Source organism: Herbaspirillum autotrophicum, assembly GCF_001189915.1.
GTDB classification, from domain to species: domain Bacteria; phylum Pseudomonadota; class Gammaproteobacteria; order Burkholderiales; family Burkholderiaceae_D; genus Herbaspirillum; species Herbaspirillum autotrophicum.
On sequence record NZ_LFLS01000069.1, the window covers coordinates 1 to 7,000 of the forward strand.

The 7,000-nt window shown below is 57.3% G+C and carries 7 protein-coding genes; 6 read left to right on the forward strand and 1 reads right to left on the reverse strand.

The window, feature by feature from the left end; translation table 11 throughout:
* Positions 1 to 11 precede the first annotated feature (11 nt).
* Entirely contained in the window at positions 12 to 683 is a 672-nt protein-coding gene (locus AKL27_RS26690) for a response regulator transcription factor (RefSeq protein ID WP_050465941.1), read from the reverse strand.
* A 293-nt stretch (positions 684 to 976) separates the two neighbouring features.
* Here AKL27_RS26690 and AKL27_RS26695 point away from each other — a divergent pair, with 293 nt between their 5' ends.
* The 6 genes from AKL27_RS26695 to AKL27_RS26720 all read left to right on the forward strand — a co-directional run.
* On the forward strand, positions 977 to 1,762 hold the full coding sequence (locus tag AKL27_RS26695) for a response regulator transcription factor (protein WP_050465942.1): 786 nt from the start codon (positions 977 to 979) through the stop codon (positions 1,760 to 1,762).
* 9 nt (positions 1,763 to 1,771) lie between these two features.
* Positions 1,772 to 4,453: a hybrid sensor histidine kinase/response regulator gene (locus AKL27_RS26700; RefSeq protein WP_050465943.1), complete on the forward strand. Its 2,682-nt coding sequence runs from the start codon at positions 1,772 to 1,774 to the stop codon at positions 4,451 to 4,453.
* A gap of 132 nt (positions 4,454 to 4,585) precedes the next feature.
* Positions 4,586 to 5,023 (forward strand): GNAT family N-acetyltransferase, encoded by a 438-nt coding sequence (locus tag AKL27_RS26705; RefSeq protein WP_050465944.1) that lies wholly within the window; start codon positions 4,586 to 4,588, stop codon positions 5,021 to 5,023.
* A gap of 79 nt (positions 5,024 to 5,102) precedes the next feature.
* The gene (locus AKL27_RS26710) at positions 5,103 to 5,576 is read left to right on the forward strand and encodes an OsmC family protein (protein WP_050465945.1); all 474 of its coding nucleotides are present in this window, start codon (positions 5,103 to 5,105) and stop codon (positions 5,574 to 5,576) included.
* Positions 5,577 to 5,912: 336 nt separating this feature from the next.
* The gene (locus tag AKL27_RS26715; protein WP_050465947.1) at positions 5,913 to 6,359 is read left to right on the forward strand and encodes an SRPBCC family protein; all 447 of its coding nucleotides are present in this window, start codon (positions 5,913 to 5,915) and stop codon (positions 6,357 to 6,359) included.
* A gap of 39 nt (positions 6,360 to 6,398) precedes the next feature.
* The coding region (locus tag AKL27_RS26720; RefSeq protein ID WP_050465946.1) for a dihydrofolate reductase family protein at positions 6,399 to 7,000 on the forward strand (602 nt) is incomplete at its 3' end.

Here is a 7,000-nt window from a genome sequence, read left to right on the forward strand (position 1 = left end):
TGGTCATGCGTTCAGCAGACCAGAATCTTTTCAGTAAAACAATAGCCGGCACCATGGATGGTTTTCAATGGCAGGTCGCGTGCGGCGCCGTCACGCCATTTGCGGCGCAAGCGGCTGACCATTTTGTCGAGCAGACGCTCGTCATAGGATAGCCAGTCGGTGCCAAAGGCTTCTGCAATTACCGGCCGTTCCACGCAATGATCGGCGCTCGCTGCCAGCAACTTCAGCAAGGTCATTTCCCGGTCGTTGATTTCGAGTGTGTCATGTCTGGGAGCATGCAATATGCGCGTGGCCGGATCCAGACGCCATGCGCCGGGAGTGATGCGGCGGGCGATTGCCTCGATGTAGGCCGACAAGATATCGGCCCTGACCGGTTTGGCTTCGCAGACATCGGCGCCGCGAATCAAGCCGTTGATACGGGATTGCATGGTGTCCGAGGCGTCGGCCAGCAGCAGGATGCCGACTCGCTGATCCGACAGGCGTATCGATTCGGCAATTTTTTGTCCCTTGCCTTCGCGCAAACCGACATCCACCACCGCGATGTCAAAATCATTGGTATTGCTGCTGGCCGGACCGCCGTTCGGCGTCGGAAATACCTGATGGCCGGCGGTTTCCAGATGTGACCACAGATCTTTGTCCGGCCCCGGGCGAGCCACATCGTGGATCAACAACACGCGTGCCATTGCATTTCTCCGTTTCAATCAGTCATCAGATAGGATTGCGTCGATACATGAAATGCGGCCGGCCAGTTCGCTGGAAATCATTTCTTGTCGACAATGTCGGTTTACTCTTTGGTGGCGCGGAACAACACGCATGCAAACCGGGATCGACTGTATAGGAAGCGCATGATCTTGAAAGCAGGGGGCTTTTGCCTGAATGCACAATTGTTTTGGTGCAAAGAAAAATATTTCGGAAATCTCTGTTTTCGTGCGGCTTTAAGGTAAATTTTGGCAAATTCTTTTTCCCATGAGCAAATATGATCAACGCCGTCCATCCGTCTGAAACAGGTCCCCTTTACGGACAGCGGGTTCTGGTCGTCGATGATGTGGAAGAAGACCGCATCCTGCTGACCGATTTCCTGTTGCAGCGCGGTTGTCGCATCTATGTCGCCAAAGACGGTCAGGATGGCTACCGCAAGGCGCAAAGCGTGCAACCGGATCTGATCCTGATGGATATCCGCATGCCGGTTTGCGACGGCATTGCCGCTTGTCGTTTGCTGAAAGCCAATCCCGGCACGCGCAGCATCCCCTTGATTTTTCTCAGTGCGGCGGCATCCACTGAAGAGAAAATCGCCGGGCTGGCGGTCGGTGCGGTGGATTATGTGACCAAGCCATTCGACTTCGAAGAGGTGCGCCTGCGGTTATGCGTGCATCTGAAAAGCAACGCGCAGGAAGCCGGGCAACCGGATGCCGGCAACGATGCCGCGCGCAATGCTTCTTCCTCGACGCTCGATGTGGTTTTGTTTCATGCCACGCGCCGCCTGCTGCTGGCGCAACTCGATGAAACCCTGAGCCTGACCGAGCTGGCATTGGCGGTGGGTACCAACGCCCGGCGCCTGAATACGGCGTTCAAGCATTGCGCCGGCGTGACCGTGTTTGATTTTTTGCGCGAAGAACGGATGAAGGAGGCGCGCCGCATGCTATCGGAAACCTCGCTTGAAGTCGGTACTATTGCGCGCGAACTCGGTTATGGCAGCGCCGCCAATTTCTCGACCGCGTTCCGCGAGCGCTTCGGCATGCCGCCCAGTCAGTTTCGTCGATAACCGGAGCGCATGGTGCTGATTTCCCGTCTGTTCTTCTGGTTGGTGTTGCTGATGCCATCGCTCTCGCATGGCAGGCCCGTAACGCATATCGGCACAACTGTCGACGCCGTCGATCTGGCGTCGGTGGCCGAGGTCATCCAGTTGCATCCGCAACTGTCGATATTGGAAGACCAGACCGCCCGGCTCGATATCGACGGCGCGCTGGCCAGTCCGGACTGGCAGCCGGCAGCAACGGCAAGTTTCAATCGCGGCTATACCAAAGCGGCTGTCTGGCTGCGCGGGTCGCTGTACAACAGTGGCCCGTCGCCGGTAACACGCTGGCTGGCGGTCGGTTCGGCACGACTGGAATACGTGAACTATTTCAGCGTGTCTGGCCAGCGTGGCGATATTGACCAAACCGTTTTTTCGGGCAGTTCACAGCCGCTGGATACACGGCCGGTAGCCTCAAGGATTCCGGTGTTTCCAGTCACGCTGGCGGCGGGTGAGCAAATCGAATTTGTGCTGCAAATTCGCAGCCGCTCATCGGTCGACATCCATGTCGCATTGTGGGAGCCCAGTGTGTTCCGGCAAAAGGAAGGTCTGGAGCTGGCCGCGCAGTCGGTACTGATCGGGCTGCCGGTAGTGCTGGCCCTGTACGCGCTGATTCAGGGCATTGTCTGGCGCGACAAGGGATTTTTGCTGTTGACGCTCTGGATCATTCTGGCGCTGGCCTATATCTGTTCCTTCCAGGGCTATCTGTATCGTTACCTGCTGACCAACGGCGGTGATCTGGTATTGCGGGCGCCGTCGACGATAGCCGGCGCCACCAATGTCGTCTATGCGATGGTGACGCTGGTGTTCGTCGGCGTGCACCGGCTGCTGGTCTGGAAGTGGATGTACCGTCTGCTGACCGCGCTGTTGCTGGTGGCGACACTGTGGACTGCCTTTGGCGATTACCGCAGCGGTGCGGAATTCTCCAATATCGTGATCGCCGGCTTTTTTCTGATGTGGATCTTGTCCATGCTGCATGCATGGCGCCGCAAGTTGAATAACGCGCGTCTGTTCATCCTGTCATTTGTGGTCGTCTGGCTGGTGATGCTGGGCAAGCTGCTGGAAATCAACGGCATATTGCAGCAGCGCTGGCTGGCCGATTGGCAACTGTCGTGGTTGTTCCAGTTGTGCATATGGCCGATGATGAGCCTGATCGTCATCGGCCGCTCGCTGGAAATGTATCGCAAGCACCGCCAGATGCAGCAGACCTTGCTGCAGACGCAGGCGTTGGAACAGATACGGTTGGAGCAAGCGGTTGCCGAACGCACGCAAGAGTTGCGCGAGGCCTTGATTTCTGCCGATGAGGCCAATCATGCCAAGACCGATTTTCTGGCGCGCATCAGTCACGATTTGCGCACGCCGCTGACCTCGATTCTGGGATTTGCCGATATGGTGCAGGCCGGCAGCGGCGAGAATGCCGGACGTGGCCGCATCATCAGCCGCAGTGCCAAGCACATGCTGACCATGGTCAATGATTTGATTGATTATGCGCGCGGTGATAACGCTGATACCTTGCAGATCGCTCCGGTGTATGTGCACGCGCTGATCAACACGATGGCGCAGGAGGGCGAGGAACTGGCGCGCAGGCAACAGAATCGCTTTGTCTTCAAGATCATCGGTGCGCTGCCGCCGGTGCTGCAACTGGATGCCAAGCGGTTGCACCGGATGCTGGCCAATCTGCTCGACAATGCCGCCAAATACACGCGTGACGGCAACATCATGCTGGAGGTGCAATGTCACACGGTCGCGGCGGGGCGCCTGCTGCTGGAGTTCCGGGTCACGGACAGCGGCTGCGGCATCGCACCCGAACATCAGTCGCTGATTTTCGAACCGTTCGAACGCGCCGATGCGGCACGCTCCTTGCCCGGTATCGGCCTCGGCCTGGCAATCGTGCGGCAATGGATTACCCGCATGCAAGGCACCATCGCTGTCGACAGTACGCCCGGTTCCGGCACCGTAGTGACGCTGCGTTTGCCGACCGAGATCGCGGCCGAAGAAAACATCGCGCGTCATCATGTGCAGGAAATGGCGGAAGCACAGCCCCTGATCGACGGCAATGGCTTGTTGATCCTGGTGGTGGAAGACAGTCCCGATATCCGCCAGTTGCTGATGGATCAGTTATCCGGCTTCGGCTTTGCGGTGGAGGTGGCGGTTGACGGCAGTAGCGCCATTGAGCGCATGTCTCATGCCGGCTTTGCACGCCCCGACTTGCTGATTACCGATTACCTGATGCCCGGCGCGGATGGCGTCGCCGTGTTGCGGGCGGCGCGCCACTACTGGCCGGAGGTGCCGGTAGTGTTGTTGTCCGCGACGCCGCAAGCGAACGCCGATGGTGAAGAAAATTCCTTGCCTGCGTTTGATGCGAGCTTGCTCAAGCCGGTCAATTTCATCGAACTGCAAGCAACGCTGGGCAGCCTGTTGCAACTGGACAGCATCTCTTTCCCCGAGCAAGAGAGCGAAGAAATGCCGCTCACGCTGCCGCCCGAAAAAGTCTTGAAGACGGCGCATCACCTGATTGACCTCGGCGCCATCTCCGACCTGATCGACTGGGCCGACATGCTCATCGCGGAATATCCGCAATGCGAACTGTTTGTAGTACGGGCGCGGCAGTTGATTGTGCACGGCAATCTGGTTGGGTTGGGGAAGTTGTGCCGGGCATGAGTACTGCTGACTTGGGAGATTTGTTCCTGGAATTTTTGGTGCCGGCACATCGTTTCTTCATTTGATCAACGTCCGCAACCAATGGTGCACGGAGATATGAGAAATGCGGATGGAATTTATTGAGGCCTGACAATGTTGACAGTGGGTGCCGCAGTTCCTTCTGATGCGCGTGCAATACAAGATATCTTTCAGGCGAACATGGCAAGTGCAGAGTGGCTGCTTGAGAAGGCCCGGGTCACGGATTTCGCCAAATCGTCCGAGGGCGAGCATGTGTATGTAGCCTCTTTACCTGATGGGACGGTGGCAGGTTTCGTCTCGGTGTACGTCGAAGATTCGTTTGTCCATCATCTGCATGTTCACTCCGGCTTGCGGAATAAAGGCGTTGGTCGCTTGTTGCTGAGGTCGCTGCAGAATTGGCTGCCGGCACCCTGGCGACTCAAATGTGTCCGCAAGAATCGGGGTGCACTGGACTTCTATCTCAGGAATGACTGGCGTGAGGTTGGTTGCGGGGAATCGGAAGACGGGGCTTATGCAGTATTGGAGTGGCGCGGAAAATTTTCCGCTTCATGAGTCCGCGCATGGCCCGAAGCAGCAATATGCCAGCCAGTAATAAACAAAACATGATTTGAAATGTATCGGAGAGCAAACCGTGTCAGTACATACTGCAGAAATCAGCTGGACCAGAAACGCAGTACCTTTCCTTGACAATAAATACAGCCGCGTTCACCGCTGGTCCTTTGATGGCGGTGCGGTGGTGCCGGCATCGAGTTCTCCGCATGTGGTGCGGGTGCCGTTTTCTGATCCTGCCTGCGTCGATCCCGAAGAAGCTTTCGTGGCGTCCTTGTCGAGTTGCCATATGTTGTGGTTCCTGGGGATCGCGGCGCGCCAAGGCTATGTGATCGAAAGCTATACCGACACTGCGGAAGGCCTGATGGAAAAGAATGCGGAAGGCAAAGAGGCCGTCACCAAAGTCACCCTGCGGCCGCTGGTTGTCATCGCTGGCGGAACGGCACCGACAGATGCCGGCATCGCGCGTCTCCATCACGCGGCACATGAGCGCTGCTTTCTGGCCAACTCGGTCAGGACCGGGATTGTTGTTGAGGGTAGCTGGCGCTTCGCGTAACCGACCTGATATGGCTGCTTTCGTGATGTCGTCCATGTTGCCGGTCAGATAGCCAAGGGCGGACCAAAATTGCCAATCAGGCATGAGCAGCCGGTGGCATGTGTAACCGGCTGCCCGCCATTTCCTTCCGGGTGTATGCTCACGCTCTGGCACCTGATTTTTGTTTTTCGGCAGAAATCCGGAGCGCAACAAAAACACGACAGAGACGCCGCCGATGCTGTGCCGGTGCCCGAGCGTCACGTGTGGCGGAATCATGCCGCAGTGGCCGGGATGACCCTGAAAAACGGGTTCCATATCAAATCGATTTATCCCATTGCATGGAAAGGAAATGGCAACATGGCGACCAACACCATCCGGCTTCACCGTGTACTACGGGCAACACCGGAAAGAATCTATCGGGCATTTCTTGATGCGGATGCCATGAGCAAATGGTTGCCGCCGCACGGCTTCACTGGCCGGGTTCATCAAATTGATGCCAAGGTCGGCGGCACTTACAAAATGTCGTTCACCAATTTTTCGACCGGCAACAGCCATTCCTTTGGTGGCGAATATCTGGAACTGATTCCGAATGAACGCATCCGTCACACGGACAAATTCGATAATCCGGATTTGCCGGGCGAAATGCAGACAACCATTACGTTACAAAAAGTCTCCTGTGGTACGGAAGTCAACATTGTGCAAGAAGGCGTGCCGGCAGTCATTCCCCCCGCGGCTTGCTATCTCGGTTGGCAGGAATCGCTGACGCTGCTGGCGCAATTGGTTGAGGCCGACATTCCTGACTGACAACTGAACCATCCCGTCGACCGATTGAGGAGAAGTGCCATGTCGAAACTGCGAGTCTTGAACTTTTCGATTTCCATTGATGGTTACGGTGCCGGGCCGCATCAGGATCTCGATAATCCGCTCGGTCTCAGAGGCGCGGAATTGATGGCGTGGTTCTTCCATACGCGCGTATGGCAAACTATGCACGGGGCCGGCGATGGCGGTGGCGAAACCGGCATTGATAATGGAATGGCGGAGCAAGGCTTTGCCGGCATCGGTGCCTGGATTATGGGCCGCAACATGTTTGGTCCGGTCCGGGGGCCATGGCCGGACGATAGCTGGAAAGGCTGGTGGGGCGACGAGCCGCCGTATCACACGCCGGTCTTCGTGCTGACGCATCACCCGCGGGCGCCGCTCACAATGGCGGGCGGCACCGAGTTCCACTTTGTCACGACAGGCATTCAGGCGGCTTTGGAGCAGGCACGCGCCGCAGCGGGAGCGGGCGATGTCCGTCTTGGTGGTGGTGTATCAGTGGTGCGGCAGTATCTGCGCGCCGGCCTGATTGATGAATTGCATCTTGCCGTCAGTCCGTGCTTGCTCGGGTCCGGCGAGCATTTGTGGCACGGGATCGATTTGCATGCGCTGGGCTATGAATGTTCGAA

Coding starts and splice junctions, on each gene's coding strand:
- AKL27_RS26700 (WP_050465943.1), top strand. CDS start 1,772: ATGGTGCTGATTTCCCGTCTGTTCTTCTGGTTGGTGTTGCTGATGCCA.
- AKL27_RS26690 (WP_050465941.1), bottom strand. CDS start 683: ATGGCACGCGTGTTGTTGATCCACGATGTGGCTCGCCCGGGGCCGGAC.
- AKL27_RS26695 (WP_050465942.1), top strand. CDS start 977: ATGATCAACGCCGTCCATCCGTCTGAAACAGGTCCCCTTTACGGACAG.
- AKL27_RS26705 (WP_050465944.1), top strand. CDS start 4,586: ATGTTGACAGTGGGTGCCGCAGTTCCTTCTGATGCGCGTGCAATACAA.
- AKL27_RS26715 (WP_050465947.1), top strand. CDS start 5,913: ATGGCGACCAACACCATCCGGCTTCACCGTGTACTACGGGCAACACCG.